At 69.1% G+C, this 14,796-nt stretch carries 10 protein-coding genes; 4 read left to right on the top strand and 6 right to left on the bottom strand.

Annotated features, from left to right (window positions below; all coding sequences use genetic code 11):
* Positions 1 to 150: 150 nt before the first annotated feature.
* On the bottom strand, positions 151 to 3,069 hold the full coding sequence (locus ACIBJH_RS15970; RefSeq protein ID WP_399117439.1) for a glycoside hydrolase family 48 protein: 2,919 nt from the start codon (positions 3,067 to 3,069) through the stop codon (positions 151 to 153).
* 277 nt (positions 3,070 to 3,346) lie between these two features.
* Between ACIBJH_RS15970 and ACIBJH_RS15965 the strand changes: the two genes are divergently transcribed.
* Entirely contained in the window at positions 3,347 to 4,828 is a 1,482-nt protein-coding gene (locus ACIBJH_RS15965; protein WP_399117438.1) for a cellulase family glycosylhydrolase, read from the top strand.
* Positions 4,829 to 4,930: 102 nt separating this feature from the next.
* A complete protein-coding gene (locus ACIBJH_RS15960) occupies positions 4,931 to 6,646 on the top strand; it encodes a glycoside hydrolase family 6 protein (RefSeq protein ID WP_399117437.1) in 1,716 nt (571 codons plus the stop codon).
* A 54-nt stretch (positions 6,647 to 6,700) separates the two neighbouring features.
* Here the strand turns inward: ACIBJH_RS15960 and ACIBJH_RS15955 are convergent, their stop codons facing one another.
* Positions 6,701 to 7,486, bottom strand: a complete 786-nt coding sequence (locus ACIBJH_RS15955) for a phytanoyl-CoA dioxygenase family protein (protein WP_399117436.1) — start codon at positions 7,484 to 7,486, stop codon at positions 6,701 to 6,703.
* A 137-nt stretch (positions 7,487 to 7,623) separates the two neighbouring features.
* Here ACIBJH_RS15955 and ACIBJH_RS15950 point away from each other — a divergent pair, with 137 nt between their 5' ends.
* Positions 7,624 to 8,532, top strand: a complete 909-nt coding sequence (locus ACIBJH_RS15950) for a class I SAM-dependent methyltransferase (protein ID WP_399117435.1) — start codon at positions 7,624 to 7,626, stop codon at positions 8,530 to 8,532.
* A gap of 102 nt (positions 8,533 to 8,634) precedes the next feature.
* Positions 8,635 to 9,339 (top strand): SDR family oxidoreductase, encoded by a 705-nt coding sequence (locus ACIBJH_RS15945; RefSeq protein ID WP_399117434.1) that lies wholly within the window; start codon positions 8,635 to 8,637, stop codon positions 9,337 to 9,339.
* A 94-nt stretch (positions 9,340 to 9,433) separates the two neighbouring features.
* Here the strand turns inward: ACIBJH_RS15945 and ACIBJH_RS15940 are convergent, their stop codons facing one another.
* The 4 genes from ACIBJH_RS15940 to ACIBJH_RS15925 all read right to left on the bottom strand — a co-directional run bounded on the left by ACIBJH_RS15940 (position 9,434) and on the right by ACIBJH_RS15925 (position 14,796).
* A complete protein-coding gene (locus tag ACIBJH_RS15940) occupies positions 9,434 to 10,129 on the bottom strand; it encodes a glycoside hydrolase family 75 protein (protein WP_399117433.1) in 696 nt (231 codons plus the stop codon).
* 164 nt (positions 10,130 to 10,293) lie between these two features.
* Positions 10,294 to 11,130: an aldo/keto reductase gene (locus tag ACIBJH_RS15935; RefSeq protein WP_399117432.1), complete on the bottom strand. Its 837-nt coding sequence runs from the start codon at positions 11,128 to 11,130 to the stop codon at positions 10,294 to 10,296.
* Between the two features lie 99 nt (positions 11,131 to 11,229).
* Positions 11,230 to 13,056, bottom strand: coding sequence for an AMP-dependent synthetase/ligase (locus ACIBJH_RS15930; RefSeq protein ID WP_399117431.1), 1,827 nt, complete (start codon positions 13,054 to 13,056; stop codon positions 11,230 to 11,232).
* Between the two features lie 240 nt (positions 13,057 to 13,296).
* Positions 13,297 to 14,796, bottom strand: coding sequence for an MFS transporter (locus ACIBJH_RS15925; protein WP_399117430.1), 1,500 nt, complete (start codon positions 14,794 to 14,796; stop codon positions 13,297 to 13,299).

Raw genomic sequence — 14,796 nt, 5'->3', positions numbered from 1 at the left:
GGGTCCTCTCATGAAGAGGGGGAGACACGAGCGCCGGGCGACCCCCAGTGCGGGTGGGGGCCGCCCGGCGGCAGCGCCCCTTTGGGGCGCGGGGAACTGCGCGACCAGCCACAATGGACCCGCAGCCTAAGAACCACCTACCAAGCTGAGCTATTCAAGAAGCTCCGCATACGACCCCATGGCCAACGCGACATCCGCCTGCGCCCAGAACCGGTGATACGTGAAGACAGGCGCGGCCCCGCCCGCCAGATAGCTCTGGATCTTCGACCACGCCGGATCGTTCTTGTAGAAGGACCTCAACGAGGCGAACGTGGAAGCGGAGTTGACCGCGTCCCCGTTCGGCATCGTCCCGCTCCACCCGCTCGGCACATACACACTGTCGTCGAACCGGTTGTAGTCCGCGCGGGTCTCCGGAACGGCGATGCCCAGACTGTCCTGGTAGTTGCTCCACATGCCGTCCAACAGCGCCTTCGCCGTCGTCTTCGCCGCAGCGGAACCGGACTTCGCGGCGTAGTACGTCAACGTCTTGGCATACGCGGCGGCCACGCCCACGTCGTTCGTGTAGTCGGCGACCGTGACATGAAGTCCCGCGTTCGCACCGGGACTTGACGCGTTCCACGTGTCGGGCTGCCCCGACCACTGCAACGTCGAGGGGATCAGATACGTGCCGTCCGGGTTGACCGTGGTCTTGGACAGCGCCCACGCCACCCACTTGTCGAGAACCGCCTTCGCGCTCGCGTTCCCCGTCTGCTGGTAGTACTCGGCGACCCGCTCCATCGACCACGCCTGGAAGCCGAACCACTGGTTGGACGGCGGGTCGTGGTAGACGGGCTGCTGGTCGTAGTACATGCCGTAGAACGTCGACGTCCCGGCCGGTGGACTCGCGTACCGCCCCTGCCAACTGTTCGTCGCCCCACCGGCGATGGCACCCTCACTCGACTGCAGCCAGCGGTAGAACTCCAGCTGCCGGGTCAGCGAGGTACCCCAATCCGCCGCGCCCGTCGCGGACTTGGGCTTCAGGTCCGCGTACGAACTCAACGCGTAGGCGGCCAGGGGGTTCTGATAGCCCCCGTGCACATGGCTGGACCCGATGCGCCACGCCCAGCCCGCGCTGCTGTCGTTCGCGCCGCCCCACGCGTAGTACCAGGACAGCAGATAGTCCGAGGCGTCCTTGCCGGTGCCGGCCGGGCAGGTGGACGGCCCGACACAGTTGCCGATTTTCTTGAAGTATTTGTCGTACATGGCGTACCGCAGATAGTCGCCCATCTTGGCCGCCTTGCCGACGGTCGCCGAGACGTCACCGCCCTTGCCCTGCTCCTTGGCCCAGGTGTCGGCCCAGTACGCGGCCTGCACAGCACGCGCGTCGGCGTCCGGGGCATCGGTGTACTTCCACTGCTCGGCGTACGAGGAGTCACCGGTGAACAGGTCCAAGTACCCGTTCGTACCCCCGTACTTGAAGGCGTCGCAGGTCGGCTGCGGCACCGTCTCCCACACCGACTCCTGCGCTCCGCGCTGGAAGGTGTTGATGTACGACGGCCCGCTCGCCGTCGGCCCCGCCTCGCACCCGCCACCCGGTGTGTCGCCGTAGCCGTAGGTGTTGTCGACGTCCTCCAGCCAGTGCATACCGTAGACATCGTCCGTACCGTATGCGGTCTTCAGTTCACCGGCGATCGGATCCGATCCCACCGGCACCGAGGTGTCGAGCTTCGCCGGATACTCGTTCGGCGTGTCCAGCTCGGGCGCGTACGTCGCCGGTTTCGAGGCGTTGTAGAAGGAGTTCGTCGGCTGGTCGGCGTGGGTCGGGATCATGTACTTCTCCATGAGAGCCCAGGCACCGTTGAACTTCGACCAGTCGCCCGTCACCTTGCCGTACATCGCCTGCAGCCACAGCAGATAGCTGTACGCCTCCGACGTCGTCTCGTGCCCCTGGTCCGGTGCCTCGACGATCAGGGTCTCCACCGAGTGGTAGGGGATGCCCTGGGGCGAGAAGTAGCCGTTCGCCGGGTTGGTGATCTTGCCGTAGAGGTCCAGGAAGCGGGCGTCGTACGCGTTCGCCGCCGCCAGTTCCGTCGCCGTGACCGTCGCCTTGGTGAACCCCGTCGCCGTCGAGTCGAAGGACGCCGAACCGGTGCCGGACGCGTCGGCCGTGAGGGTCACCGTCTGCGCGGTGCTCCAGTTCGACGGCGTGAAGACGAGCGACGCGCCGCCGGTGACCGACAACCCGGTGTTGCCGCTTGCTCGCGTCGTCGTCACGGTCACGTTCGACGCCGGCTGCGAGGACAGCGACACCGCGTACGTGCCCGACTTCCCCTGCTGGACGCCCAGTTGGGTCGGCGAGGCCACGATCGCGGGTCCCGAGGCGACCGTGATGCCGACCGGCGCGGACGTGCCGGAGGCGCCCAGGCTGTCGTACGCCTTCGCCACCAGCGAATGACTGCCCACGGTCAAACCAGAGGTCGAGAGCGAGTACGGCGATGTCGTGTCCGTGCCGAGCAGCGTGGTGTCGTCGTAGAACTCGACCTTGCTGATCGTCGCGTTGTCGGCCGCCGCCGCGGTCGCCGCGAGCGGGATCGCCGCCCCCTGCGTGTAGATCGCGCCCGCGCTCGGGCTGGTCAGCACCGTGATCGGCGGCTGATGGGCGCCGACGCAGGTGGTGCCGTTGATCGCGAACGAGGCGGGCGCGGTGTTCGTCCCGCTGTAGCTGAACTGCGCGCCGGTCGAGACGGCCGCGCCCGCGGCGATCGTCCCGTTGTACGACGCGTTCGTCACCGTGACGGCGCCGCCGGACTGGGACCAGGTGCCGTTCCAGCCGTTGCTGAGCTTCTGGTTGCCCGCGTAGGCATAGGTCAGGGTCCAGCCGTTGATCGCGTCCGTACCCCGGTTGGTGAGGGTCAGATCCGCGGTGAAGCCGGAGCCCCAGTCATTGGTCTTGTAGTCCACGCTGCACTGAACTGTCGCCGCCTGAGCGGGAGTTGTGCCCGTCGCGAGCATCGAGACGGGAAGTGCGAGGGCCGCCACGACAGCGGTCCACAGTCGCCGCGTCAAACGGCGTCTCCTTCTGGGGTGCATGTGCTGGTTCCTCCTTGCGGCTCGGAGGGGTGGGGGCGGAGCAGCAACAAGCCTTGAACCAGTGGGAGCGCTCCCATCGTGGGGACGGGGGTGAGAGCCGTCAAGGTGCTTACGGAGTCGAAAAGATTCGACAGGCGTGGGTCGAGGGAAAGTCGGCGAAAGTCTGTGACTCCCCTGTCCTTTACCGTCACTTGGCGCTACCTTCCTGGACACCAGTGGGAGCGATTCCGTCAGTCGACGCGTCCTTGCGACGCGCCCGAGCTGCAAGGAGTCGCTCATGCGACACCCCCCGCGTTCAATCCTTTTAGCCGTCGCCGGCGCGACCGCCCTTGTCGGGGCCATGGTCGTTCCGGTGGTCACGGCGTCCGGCGCCACCCCCGCGTGCACGGTGGAGTACTCGGTCACCAGCCAGTGGGACACCGGATTCCAGGGCGCAGTGCAGATCACCAACAACATGGCACCGGTGAGCAGTTGGAGCCTGAGCTTCGACTTCGCCGGCGGCCAGAAGGTCACCCAGGGCTGGAACGCCAAGTGGTCCCAGTCCGCCACGACGGTCACCGCGACCAACGAGAGCTGGAACGGCTCGTTGGGCACCGGCGCGAGCGTGAGCGCCGGCTTCCTCGCCAACTGGTCCGGGAGCAACGCCGTACCGTCCGCGTTCAAGCTCAACGGCACGACCTGCAACGTCGATTCGGAGCCGACACCACCGACCTCGCCGCCTCCGACCTCACCGCCGCCCGGCGGCAGCGCGCCCGCGCTGCACGTCTCCGGGAACAAGCTCGTGGACGCCGGCGGCACCAACCGGCGCCTGCTCGGCGTCAACCGGTCCGGCGGCGAGTTCATGTGCGTGCAGGGCTACGGCATCTGGGACGGCCCGGTGGACGACGCGGCCGTCGCGGCGATCGCCGACTGGAAGGCCGACGTGGTCCGCATTCCCCTCAACGAGGAGTGCTGGCTGGGCCTTTCGAACATCAAGCCCGAGTACGCGGGCGCCAACTACATCGCCGCCGTCAAGGACCTGGTGGCGAAGGTCGAGGCGCACGGCATGACCCCGATCGTCGAACTGCACTGGACCTACGGCCAGTACACCGGCAACTCGGCGGGCTGCTCCGACGTACACGCCACCTGCCAGAAACCGATGCCCGACGCGCAGTACACCCCGTCGTTCTGGTCCTCGGTCGCCAGCACCTTCAAGGCGGACCAGGCCGTCGCGTTCGACCTGTTCAACGAGCCGTATCCGGACCGCGCGACGTCCACGACCACCCAGGCGTGGCAGTGCTGGCGGGACGGCGGCACCTGCCCCGGCATCGGGTATGAGGTCGCCGGTATGCAGGATCTCGTCGACGCCGTACGGTCGACCGGCGCCAAGAACGTGATCATGGCCGGTGGACTCGCGTACTCGAACGACCTGAGTCAGTGGCTGGCCTACAAGCCCACCGATCCGACCGGCAATCTCGTCGCCGCGTACCACGTGTACAACTTCAACACCTGCGCGAGCGAGAGCTGCTGGAACTCCACCCTCGCCCCCGTCGCGGCCCAAGTGCCGCTGGTGGCAGGGGAGATCGGCGAGAACACCTGCTCGCACGCCTTCGTCGACCAGGTCATGAAGTGGTTCGACGACCGCGGGCTCTCGTATCTCGGCTGGACCTGGAACACCTGGGACTGTTCCGCCGGTCCGTCGCTGATCTCCGACTACACCGGTACGCCCACCGCGTACGGCATCGGGCTGCGCGACCACCTGCGCGCCCTCAACGGATAAGCGCCCCCGCACACCGACAGCGCACATCAACAGCACACACCGAACAGCGCACACCACAGCACCCGCAACCAACTTCCTTACCAGACAAGGGAACCCGCACTCATGAGCCGTACCAGAACAGCGTTGCTCGCTGCCTTGGTGCTCGTCGCCGGGGCCTCGGGGACGGCGGTCGCCGTCACCCCCTCCTCGGACGTCGGCATCGCCGCGATCCCGTGCAGCGTCGACTACAAGGTGCAGAACCAGTGGGACACCGGCTTCACCGCCGCCGTCACGATCACCAACAACTCGGCCGCCAAGTCGAGTTGGGCCGTGAAGTGGTCGTACGCCGGCAACCAGAAGGTCACCAGCGGCTGGAACGCGAAGATCAGCCAGAGCGGGACCGCCGTCACGGCGGCCAACGAGACCTACAACGCGAGCCTGCCGACCGGGAGTTCGGTCAGCTTCGGCTTCAACGCCTCCTACAGCGGCACCAACGCGCTCCCGACCGCCTTCACCCTCGACGGCGTGACCTGCAACGTCGACGACGGCAGCGGTGGGGGAGGCGGCGGTGGCGGCACCGATCCCGGCACGCGGGTCGACAACCCGTACGCCGGCGCCAAGGTCTATGTGAACCCGGAGTGGTCCGCGAAGGCCGCCGCCGAGACGGGCGGCAGCCGGATCTCCAACCAGCCCACCGGCGTATGGCTCGACCGCATCGCCGCCATCAACGGCGTCAACGGCGGCATGGGCCTGCGCGCCCATCTCGACGCGGCGCTCGCCCAGAAGGGCACCGGCCAAGAGGTCGTCCAGCTCGTCGTCTACGACCTGCCCGGACGCGACTGCGCGGCCCTCGCCTCCAACGGCGAACTCGGCCCGACCGAAATCGGCCGCTACGAGACCGAGTTCATCGACCCGATCGCCGCGATCCTCGCCGACAGCAAGTACGCCTCGCTGCGGATCGTCACCACGATCGAGATCGACTCGCTGCCCAACCTCGTGACCAACACCGGCAGCAAGGCCACCGCCACCCCGCAGTGCGACACCATGCTCGCCAACGGCAACTACGTGAAGGGCGTCGGCTACGCGCTGAACAAGCTCGGCGCGATCCCCAACGTCTACAACTACATCGACGCCGGCCACCACGGCTGGCTCGGCTGGGACGACAACTTCGCGCCCGCCGCCAACCTCTTCTACCAGGCCGCCAACGCCGAGGGCGCGACCGTGAACGACGTGGCCGGCTTCATCACCAACACGGCCAACTACAGCGCCCTGAAGGAGAACAACTTCACCATCAACGACAGCGTCAACGGTGTCTCCGTGCGGCAGTCCAAGTGGGTCGACTGGAACCGCTACGTCGACGAGCTGTCGTACGCCCAGGCGTTCCGCAACCAGTTGGTGTCCGTGGGCTTCAACTCCGGTATCGGCATGCTGATCGACACCTCCCGCAACGGCTGGGGCGGCTCGGCCCGGCCCACCGGTCCCGGAGCGACGACCAGTGTGGACACGTACGTCGACGGCGGTCGCTACGACCGACGCATCCAGGTCGGCAACTGGTGCAACCAGTCCGGAGCCGGTCTCGGTGAGCGTCCGCAGGCCGCCCCCGCGACCGGGATCGACGCCTATGTGTGGATGAAGCCGCCGGGTGAGTCGGACGGTTCCAGCACGGCCATCGCCAACGACGAGGGCAAGGGCTTCGACCGCATGTGCGACCCGACGTACACGGGCAACGCCCGCAACGGCAACAACATGTCGGGCGCGCTGCCGAACGCCCCGCTGTCCGGGCACTGGTTCTCGGCGCAGTTCCAGCAGCTGATGGCGAACGCGTACCCGCCGCTGTAGGTCCGTTCTTGGCTGCGGGCCGTATGTGGCTGGTCGCGCAGTTCCCCGCGCCCCTCAGGGGCGCGGGGGTCGGCCCTCGTTGGACAGACCCCGGCGGATCGCGAACTCCACCGCCGAGTAGTCGCCGTCGGGGCGGTCCAGCTCGTAGGGGACCGCCGGGTCCAACGGCGGCTGCGCCAGAAAACGAGGACGCGTGCCGTGGTTCGGCTGGGCCGCGTGCACCAGGAAGGGGTGGCACAGGTACACGTCGCCGGGGCTGCCGGTGGCGTACGCGAGCGGGCGGTGGGCGGTGGCCTCGACCAGTCGGGGGGCGATCTCCAGACCGGACACCCCCGCCTCGCCGTACGGTTCCAGGAGCGGCGGTACGTCGAGGTGCGAGCCGACGCGGATGCGGGTCGGGGCGTTGTCCTCGGCCACCTCGGTGAACAGGAACAGCATCAGCAGCGCGCGGTCCCGCGAGCGCAGATTGACGTATCCCCAGGTCTCGCCCTCGGGGGTGTAGCTCCCGTCGATGTGCCAGCCGGCGTCGTCGGGTTCGTCCTCGTGCGGGAAGCGCAGCGGGAAGGCGCCCAGGCCATAGCGCGTCGCCCAGCGTCCCTCGCCGACCAGGAGGTCGAACGCCTCGTGCAGGGCGGGGGAGTTGGCGGCCGCGGCGAACGGGCCCTGCCCCATGCCCGGTACCCAGACCACGGGGTCCTTCCAGGTGCCGGGGTCGTCCGGATCGTAGCCCGTCTCCCGCCACAGCAGCCGCGCGCAGTCGGCGGCGACGCGCGGCGGGAAGGCGCCCGCGATCTTCACGAACCCGTCTTCGATGAAGCGTTCCAGCAGCACGTCGTCCATACGGGCATGCTCGGCGACCGACGGCATCCGCCGCACCTCATTTTTCGCGGCCCCATTTTGCCGCTTCGGCAACAGAAGTGGCCCCCGGACGGTGCGTCGGCGCAGGCTGGCGGCACCTGGACGAGAGGCTGACCACCATGGCGCACGAGCACGACGAGAAGCACGCCCACCACGACGAGAAGTACACCCGCCACCACGATCACACCGACATCGACTGGGCCGTCATGGGCCCTCTGCTGGAGACCCAGGCGGAGCTGTTCGCGCCGCTGTACGAGCGGGCCATGGCGTGGCTGGCGAAGGAGCGGACCGATCCGGGGCTGATCGTCGACGTGGGCAGTGGGCCGGGTGTGGTCGCGTGTCTGTTCGCGGAGACGTTCCCGGGCGCGCGGGTCGTGGCGGTGGACGGTTCCGGACCGCTCCTGGAGCGGGCCCGTGCCCGCGCCGATCGGCTGGGCTACGGTGACCGCTTCGGCACGCTGACCGGTGAACTGCCCGACGTCCTGGGCGAGTTGGAGTACCCGGCCGATCTGCTGTGGGCCAGCCGCAGCCTGCATCACCTCGGTGACCAGCGGGCCGGTCTCGCCGCGTTCGGGCAGCGGCTCGCCCCGGGTGGCACCCTCGCGATCATGGAGGGCGGGCTGCCCTCCCGGTTCCTGCCGCGTGACTTCGGCATCGGCCGTCCGGGCCTGGAGGCGCGGATCGACGCGATCGAGGCCGAGTGGTTCGCGCAGATGCGCGCCGACCTCCCCGGCGCCGTCACCGAGACCGAGGACTGGTCCGCCCTCCTGACCTCGGCCGGCCTGAAGTACACCGGCAGCCGCAGCTTCCTCCTCGACCTGCCCGCCCCGGCCCCGGACCGGGTCCGCGCCTATGTCGCGACCTGGCTGACCCGGGTCCGTGACGTCTACGGCGACGTCCTGGGCGCCGAGGACCGGGCGACCCTCGACCGGCTGGTCGACCCGCAGGACCCGGCGGGCGTGCACCGGCGCGCCGATGTGTTCGTGCTCGCCGCGCACACCGTGCACACGGCGGTGCGGCCGGTGTGAACGGCCCGTGATCTCGGCGGCTTGACTTCGAGAGTGCTCAAGATGATGAACTGCCCTTCCGGAAACGCGGAGTTCACCGAACCACGGGGGGACCTCATCACCATGAACGACAACTCTCACGTCGCGCTCATAACCGGCGGCGGCAGCGGGATCGGCGCGGCCGTCGCGAGACAACTCCTCAGCGCGGGCGGCCGGGTGGCCGTCACCGGCCGCAGCGAGCAGCGGCTGCACGCCTTCGCCGGTCAACTGGGACATCCCGCGGGCCTGTTGACGATTCCGGGCAGTGCCTCCGAGTACGACCAGGTGCAGGCCGCCGTCGAGACGACGCTGAAACAGTTCGGGCGGCTCGACGCGGTCGTCGCCAACGCGGGGATCGCCACGCACGATTCGGTCGCCGAGGGCGACCCGGCCGGGTGGACCGAGATGGTGCTGACCAACGTTCTCGGTCCCGCCCTCCTGATCCGGGCGTCCGTCGACGCGCTGAAGCAGACGCACGGCCGGATCGTGCTGATCGGCAGCGTCGCCGGGTTCGTGCACACGCCCGGCAACATCTACGGCGCCACCAAGTGGGCGATGACCGGTCTGGCCGAGAACACCCGGCGCGAGGTCACGGAGTTCGGCATCGGGGTGACGCTGGTCGCGCCGGGCCGGGTGGAGACCCCGTTCTGGGACGGCAACGGCAGTCCGCCGCCCGGCCGTCTGCTCACCGCCGACCACATCGCCGACACGATCCTGTGGGCGATCCGCCAGCCCGCCGGCGTCGACATCAACACCGTGGTCGTACGGCCGATCGGGCAGCCCAACTGACGTAGCGTTCTCAATTCGCCCACGAGCGAGGCCCGTTGCCGCGACCCGACCGATCGCGACGACGGGCTTCGCGGCAACGGGCCTCACCCGCACGCTAGTTGTTCTGCAAGAACTGCTTCGCCAGCTGGTCGCCGAGCGAGACCGCCGCGCTGTGGCTCTCTATGGGGGACACCGTCGAGTTCTTGAACAGGATGTACGTCACGCCGGAGTCGGCGCCGCCGGTCGCTGGGTCGGGGTCGATGCCGAGGGCGCTCGCGGTGGCGTAGGAGGCCTCGCCGATGATGTTGGTGGGGCCGGTGTCGCCGACGACGGCGTACTCGACCTTGTTGTTGTAGATCACGGCGACCACGCCGCCGCCCTTGATGCCGTAGCTGGAGTAGTTCCAGATGCTGCTGGAGCTGGGCACGACGATGTACGGGAGTGAATCCGCCTTCAGGGGCTGGCCGTTGGACTGGTGGAACGCGGTGTCGTCCTGGTACCAGGGGTCGGCGTTCTCGTTGCAGTTCGAGGTGCGCTGGCCGTCGCAGTCGATGTCCATGTCGGCCTTCCAGAACACGGCGCCGTTCTTGCCGCAGACCGGAATGGTGGCCGAAGTCTCGTCGTCGGTGCGGTACTTGCCGTTGGATATCTGCGAGCAGGACGTCACCTTGGAGAGCAGGTCGGCCGCGCTGACCGTGCCCTCCTGGGCGGACTTCGGGGTGGCGCCGGAGGAGGCGCTCGCGGGGAGCACTCCGGCGGCGAGCAGGGCGGCGCCTGAGGCCGCGGCGAGGGTCAGTGTTCGGATGCGCACTGTGGGGGACCCTTCTGTTAGGAAAGTTTCCTTACCAGGTGCGCAACAAGGTGGCCCATAGGCATGCTCGCGTCAAGACCCTGGTCCGAACCAAGTGACGCGAAGCGCCCCGGAGTCGGACTCCGGGGCGCCTCGTACCGCTGGGTTCAGGCCACTCGCTTCGCTCAGGCCATGTTGAACGTCGACGGGTCGGGACCCAGCCGCCGGTCCTCGTTCAGCGCGCTGATCGCCGCGAGGTCCTCGGTGTCCAGGCTGAAGTCGAAGACCTCGATGTTCTCCTTGATCCGCGACGGCGTCACGGACTTGGGGATCACCACATTGCCGAGCTGGATGTGCCAGCGCAGCACGATCTGGGCCGGAGTACGGCCGTGCTTCTGGGCGATGGCGACGATCGCCGGCACCTCCAGCAGACCCCGGCCCGAGCCGAGCGGCGACCAGGCCTCGGTCGCGATGCCCTGCTCCGCGTGGTACTCGCGCCCGGCCCGCTGCTGGAGCTGCGGGTGCAGCTCGATCTGGTCGACCGCCGGGATGACCGAGGTCTCGGCGATCAGCCGCTCCAGGTGGTCGGGCTCGAAGTTGGAGACGCCGATGGCGCGCACCCGGCCGTCCGCGTGCAGCTTCTCGAACGCCTTGTAGCTGTCGATGTACTTGTCCCGGGCCGGCGTCGGCCAGTGGATCAGATACAGATCCAGGTACTCCAGGCCGAGCTTCTCCAGCGACACGTCGAACGCGCGCAGAGTGGCGTCGTAACCCTGGTCGGCGTTCCAGAGCTTGGTGGTGACGAAGAGCTCTTCGCGCGGGACGCCGGAGGAGGCGATGGCCTTTCCGGTGCCCTCTTCGTTGCCGTAGATCGCAGCCGTGTCGATGCTGCGGTACCCGGCCTCCAGCGCCGTGGCCACCGCCCGCTCCGCCTCGTCGTCCGGCACCTGCCAGACGCCGAAGCCCAGCTGGGGCATCTCGACACCGTTGTTGAGGATGATCGGGGGGACCTTGCTGCTCACGAAGCTCTCGATCCTTCAGTCGTCGGGTGGGTACTCCCCATCGTCAACGATCACGGGCCGTGGTGCATTCCTGACCGCGAAATCCGTGGCGTGCGTGGGTCAGGCCCGGTACAGCGCCTCGACCTCGTTGGCGTAGGCGTTCTCGATGGCCTTGCGCTTCAGCTTCAGGGACGGGGTCAGCAGGCCGTGTTCCTCGGTGAACGGCTGGGCCAGTATCCGGAAGGTGCGGATCGACTCGGCCTGCGAGACCAGGGTGTTGGCGGCGACCACCGCGCGCCGCACCTCGGTCTCCAGGTCGGCGTCCCGGACCAGTTCCGCCGGTGTCATCCGGGGTTTGCCGCGCATGGTGAGCCAGTGCTCGACGGCCTCGTGGTCGAGGGTGACGAGGGCGGCGATGTAGGGGCGGTCGTTGCCGACGACGATGCACTGCGAGACCAGCGGATGGTCCCGCACCCGCTCCTCCAGAAGCCCGGGCGCGACACTCTTGCCCCCCGAGGTCACCAGGATCTCCTTCTTGCGCCCGGTGATGGTGAGATAGCCGTCCTCGTCGAGGGAGCCCAGGTCACCGGTGGCGAGCCAGCCGTCGTGCAGGGTCTCGTCGGTCGCCTTCTGGTTGTTGAGATAGCCCTGGAAGACGTTGGGGCCGTTCAGCCAGATCTCGCCGTCGTCCGCGATGTGCACGGTCACACCCGGGACCGCCTGGCCGACGGTGCCGTAGCGGGTGCGTTCGGGCGGGTTGGCGGTCGCGGCGGCCGTCGACTCGGTGAGGCCGTAGCCCTCGTAGATCTGCACGCCCGCCCCGGCGAAGAACAGTCCGAGCCGCCGGTCCATGGCCGACCCGCCGGACATGGCGTTGCGGATCCGGCCGCCCATGGCGGCCCGCACCTTGGAGTAGACGAGTTTGTCGAACAGCTGGTGCTGCATCCGCAGTCCGGTGGACGGGCCGGGGCCGATGCCCCAGGCCTTCTCCTCGACCGCGTCCGCGTATTTCACCGCGATGTCGACGGCCTTCTCGAACGGCCCGGCCTTGCCGTCCTTCTCCGCCTTGCGGCGGGCCGCGTTGAAGACCTTCTCGAAGATGTACGGCACGGCCAGGATGAACGTCGGTTTGAACGCGACCAGGTCGGGCAGCAGGGCGGCGGCGTTGAGCTGCGGCTGATGGCCGAAACGCACCCCGCCGCGGATCGCCGCGACCTGCACCATCCGCCCGAAGACGTGCGCCAGCGGCAGGAACAGCAAAGTCGCCGCCTCGTCGCCCTTCTTCGAGTGGAAGACGGACTCCCAGCGGTCGATGACCGTGTCCGCCTCGTACATGAAGTTGCCGTGCGAGATGACACAGCCCTTGGGTCTGCCCGTGGTGCCCGAGGTGTAGATGATCGTCGCGGTCGAGTCCGGGGTGACGGCCTGGCGGTGCCGGTGCACCACCTCGTCCTCGATGTGCGCGCCGGCGTCGTACAGCTCCTGCACGGCGCCGGTGTCCAGCTGCCACAGCTGGTGCAGTGCGGGGAGGCGGTCGATGACGGTCGCGATGGTCATCGCGTGGTCCTCGTGCTCGACCATGGCCGCCGAGACCTGCGCGTCGTGCAGCATCCAGAAGCACTGCTCGGCCGACGAGGTGGGGTAGACGGGCACGACCTGGGCGCCGATCGTCCACAGCGCGAAGTCGAACAGCGTCCACTCGTAGCGGGTGCGCGACATGATCGCGACCCGGTCGCCGAAGCGGACGCCTCGGGCCAGGAGGCCCTTGGCGAGGGCGAGGACCTCGTCGCGGAACTCGGCGGCGGTCACGTCCCGCCACCGGTCCTGTTCGTCCTTGCGGCCGAGGGAGACGTGGAGGGGGTCTTCCTGGGCACGCTCGAACACGACGTCGGCCAGACCGCCCACCGGCGGCGCCAACGCCAACGGAGGGTTGGTGAACTCGCGCAAACCCCGCTCCCCGCTCTCGTCGACGCTCCCCACAGCGCGGTGAAAGCTACCCCACCGGGGGGAAGGGCGGGAGGGGGCCGGAATCAGAGCAGTCCTCACGTCCGCACAGGTCAGCGCCGGAAAATGCCCTCACAAGGGGAAGGGTCGGACAGAAATCCTTACGGTTCCGTAGGTTTCGGCCCCGTAATCTCCACTGAATCTGTACGACCCGATTACCCCCGCCGTCCCTCTTGTGCGACGTCACCCGGGTGACGCGGTCTCCTCCTCGTTCAGCGTCGGAGCGGCCGATTCCGTCACTCCGCCCCGCTCCGCGCGACCGGCCCCGACCAGTACGAGGACCAGCGCACCCGCCGCCGTACCGACGAAACCGGCCGTCACGAACGCCGAGTCGAGCCCCGACGCGAACGCGGCCCGCAGCGCGTGCTCGGAGAACACCCCGCGCAACGCCCCCGCCCCGCCGCCCGCGAGCGTGTGCGCCGCGTCGTGCGGGAGCGTGTCCCGCATCCGAGACGTGAGTACGGTCCCGGACACCGCCACACCGAGCGCGTACCCCAGCTGCCGCACGGTGTTCATCGCGCCGCCCGCCATGCCCGCCCGCTCCGCCGGCACCGCGGCGAGCGCCGCCCCCGCGATCCCCGGCGCCACCAGCCCCGTACCGACCCCCACCAGAACGAGCCCCGGCACCAGCGCCGTCCAGTCCGAACCGGCGCCCAGCACGGCCTGGCAGAAACACCCCGTACCGATCAGCAGCAGCCCGCCGCCGACCGTCAGCCGGGACGGCACCCCGTGCAGCAGCTTCCCGGCGAGCACCGACACCACGACCGCCGCCCCCGTCAGCGGCAGCAGCGTCAACCCGCCGCGTACCGGACTCATCCCCAGCACCGTCTGCAGCCAGATCGACAGATACGGCATCCCGCCGAACGCCACCCCGTTGAAGGCCAGCCCGCCCGCCATCACCCCCACGAAAGCGGGCTTGCGCAGCAGCGCCAGATCGAGCAGCGGATGCGCCACCCGCCGCTCCACCAGCACGAAACAGACCAGCGCGAGCGCCGCCAGCGCGAAGGACACCAGCGTCGGCGCCGCACCCCAGCCGTCCTCCCCAGCCCGCACCACCGCGTACGTCACCCCGCCCGCGAACCCGGCGAACGCCACCGTCCCCGCCCAGTCGATTCGCATCCCGCGCGGCCCCTTGGCCTCCGGCACCACCCGCAGCGTCAGCCACACCGCGGCCACGCTCACCGGCAGGTTCACGAAGAAGATCCACCGCCAGCCCGGCCCCTCGGTGAGCACCCCGCCCAGCACCGGTCCGACCGCCGCGGCCCCGCCGCTGACCGCGCCCCACACCCCGAGCGCCACCGACCGCCGCCGCCCCTGATACACCGAGCCCAGCAACGGCAGCGTGGTCGCGAGCATCGCCGCCGCCCCCACCCCCTGCACGGCCCGCGCGGCCACCAGCGCGCCCGGCCCGCCCGCGAGCCCGCACAGCAGCGACGCCACCGCGAACACCACCAGACCCGCCACATGCACCCGGCGCCGCCCCAGAATGTCGGCGGCGGCCCCGAACCCCAGCAGCAGCGCGGCGAGCGCCAGCGCGTACCCGTCGACCACCCACTGCAGATCACTCAACGACGCGTGCAGCGACCGCGCCATGTCCGGCAGCGCCACCACCACGATCGTCACATCCAGCAACAACATGAACGTGCCCAGGCACACCGCCGTCAGCGGCCCCCATGTACGCAT

It is taken from the genome of Streptomyces sp. NPDC050548 (assembly GCF_044457385.1).
Taxonomy (GTDB): domain Bacteria; phylum Actinomycetota; class Actinomycetes; order Streptomycetales; family Streptomycetaceae; genus Streptomyces.
Note: the sequence above shows the minus strand (reverse complement) of the source record. Positions and strands in the feature narration are given on the sequence as shown.

Excerpts from the sequence above, each read along its gene's own strand:
- ACIBJH_RS15970 (WP_399117439.1), bottom strand. The coding sequence starts at position 3,069 with ATGCACCCCAGAAGGAGACGCCGTTTGACGCGGCGACTGTGGACCGCT.
- ACIBJH_RS15965 (WP_399117438.1), top strand. The coding sequence starts at position 3,347 with ATGCGACACCCCCCGCGTTCAATCCTTTTAGCCGTCGCCGGCGCGACC.
- ACIBJH_RS15960 (WP_399117437.1), top strand. The coding sequence starts at position 4,931 with ATGAGCCGTACCAGAACAGCGTTGCTCGCTGCCTTGGTGCTCGTCGCC.
- ACIBJH_RS15955 (WP_399117436.1), bottom strand. The coding sequence starts at position 7,486 with ATGGACGACGTGCTGCTGGAACGCTTCATCGAAGACGGGTTCGTGAAG.
- ACIBJH_RS15950 (WP_399117435.1), top strand. The coding sequence starts at position 7,624 with ATGGCGCACGAGCACGACGAGAAGCACGCCCACCACGACGAGAAGTAC.
- ACIBJH_RS15945 (WP_399117434.1), top strand. The coding sequence starts at position 8,635 with ATGAACGACAACTCTCACGTCGCGCTCATAACCGGCGGCGGCAGCGGG.
- ACIBJH_RS15925 (WP_399117430.1), bottom strand. The coding sequence starts at position 14,796 with ATGCGTACATGGGGGCCGCTGACGGCGGTGTGCCTGGGCACGTTCATG.